The organism is Catenulispora rubra (genome assembly GCF_015356825.1).
Classification (GTDB): Bacteria; Actinomycetota; Actinomycetes; order Streptomycetales; family Catenulisporaceae; genus Catenulispora; species Catenulispora rubra.
The window spans coordinates 1-1,872 of record NZ_JAACYW010000592.1 but is presented as its reverse complement, the minus strand read 5'-3'; the positions used below and the strand labels follow the sequence as shown (position 1 = coordinate 1,872).

Genomic DNA, 1,872 nt, shown 5'->3' with positions numbered 1-1,872 from the left:
GGTGGGGGGTCGGTGGGGTCGGTGTCGGTGGTCGCGGCTGAGATCGTGGCGGCGGACATCGTGGCACCGGATCTCGGGAGCGGCGACGCGCGGGGGCCTGACGTACGGGAGGACCCGGGTGTGTGAAGCGTCGGTTCGCGATTCGGGCTCGCGGCTCGGCGGTTCTGGTTTCGCAGGTGTGCTCTGGTGTTCTGGTTTTCGCTTCGGCGGCCCGGCACCCGAGGCCGGGCGTGGCCGGGTTGTTGCGTTCTGGTGCTCGGTTTTTTGCTTCGCCGTCTCAGTGTCCGAAACCCAGCTCGTCCAGCTTCTCCAGCAGCGGCTCGACCACCTTCGCGGGCGTGAAGTGGTCGTGGGCGGCCGTGCTCGACGCCTTCTTCAGCCGGTGCAGCTCGTCGGGGTGCGCGGCCAGGTCGGCGAGGGCGTCGGCCAGGGCTGGGGCGTCGCCGGGCGGGACGTGCCGGGCCGCTCCGACCAGCGCGCGGCGCTGGGGCGGGGTGTCCGACGTGACGATCGCGCAGCCGGCCGCGGCGCCCTGGTAGACCTTGTTCGGCACCACGCGCAGGGCCTTGGGGCCGGTGCCGAAGATGCCGAGGCAGACATCGTGCGCGGCGACCAGCCGGGGCAGGTCCGCGGCGGGGACCCAGTCGTGCCAGGTGACGTTCGCGGCGTCGCCGGCGTTGCGCACCGTCTCGGCCTTGTCCTGGCCGCCGCCGACCATCGTGAACACGATCGGCTGGTCGGCGAGGCGGGCGATCGCACTGCCGATCGTCGCGGCCCCCTGAAGCGGCGTGAACAGGCCGTAGAACACCACCCGCAGCGGACCCTCCGCCGCCGCCGGCTCCGCCACGAACCACTCGTCCGGAGCACCGACGGGCACCACCACCGCATGCTCCCGGTACTTGGCGGGCAGGGTCTCCCGGTGTTCCTCGGTGTCGACCACCACGACGCGCGCGGCGCCCAACGCGGCCGCGTCGATCGCCCGCAGCAGCGGCTGCCGCACCCCGTGGCCCACCTGCCGGTCCCGGGCGGTGTCGGCGGCCCCGATGAGATGATCGAGCACCACCCGCCGACGCCCGAAAAGCAGCCGCGCCAGATGCACGTCGAAGTGCCCCAGGTACCCGACCACCACCACATCGGGCCGAGGCCCCCGCAACGCCCGCAGCGTCAGGCGCGCCCAACACCGCGCCAGCCGCACCCCCAAAGCGGGCACCCGCCAAGGCTGCGCCAGCATCCTGACCCGCGCCGCAGTATCGAAACCAAGAGGCGCGTCACACTCGCGGACCTCATGACCCGCACCCCGCAACCCCTCAGCGATGACCCCCACCCGGGGGTGCGCCGCCACATCGTAAGTGCCGAAGATCAGGACGCGCATGGTCAGCCAGAGTAGCGGTTCCGCCTACGACCGCCGGACCGGCAAGACAGCCGGCCGCGCACTCGCCGCGGCCGAGGGCGAGGGCGAGGCGCTGACAGACGCTTCGGCAGACTCGCGCGGCGCGCTGGCTGGTCGCGGCTCGGCGAGCAAGCCCGCCGAGGTGCTTGCTGCGGCCAATGGTGCTGCGACCGAGACTGGCGTGCCGACAGATGCTTCGGCGCGCTCCGCCGATGAGCTTGCTGCTCGTAGTTCGGCGAGCGATGGTGCTGCTCTCGCGGTCGGCGGTTCGGCGGGCAAGCCTGTCGAGGCACCCGGTGTCGGCGATGGCGCTCCGGCCGAGGCTGGAGCGTCGGCGGATGGTTCGGTGCGCTCGGGCGCTGGGCTTGCTGGTCACGGCTCGGCGGGCAAGCCTGTTGATGTGCGTGCTTTCGGCGATGGTGTTGCGGTTGAGGCGTCGGTCGATGCGGTCGATCCGGCCGACCCCACCGAAATCCCCACCC

Annotated in this window: 1 protein-coding gene and 1 pseudogene; one reads left to right on the top strand and one right to left on the bottom strand. The window is 72.4% G+C overall.

Annotated features, from left to right (window positions below; translation table 11 throughout):
• Nucleotides 1-277 precede the first annotated feature (277 nt).
• The gene (locus tag GWK61_RS54355; RefSeq protein WP_228564556.1) at nt 278-1,372 is read right to left on the bottom strand and encodes a glycosyltransferase; all 1,095 of its coding nucleotides are present in this window, start codon (nt 1,370-1,372) and stop codon (nt 278-280) included.
• Between GWK61_RS54355 and GWK61_RS54350 the strand changes: the two are divergent.
• Nucleotides 1,371-1,872, top strand: a pseudogene (locus tag GWK61_RS54350) (hypothetical protein); the annotation flags it as partial. The gene GWK61_RS54355 and the pseudogene GWK61_RS54350 overlap by 2 nt on opposite strands.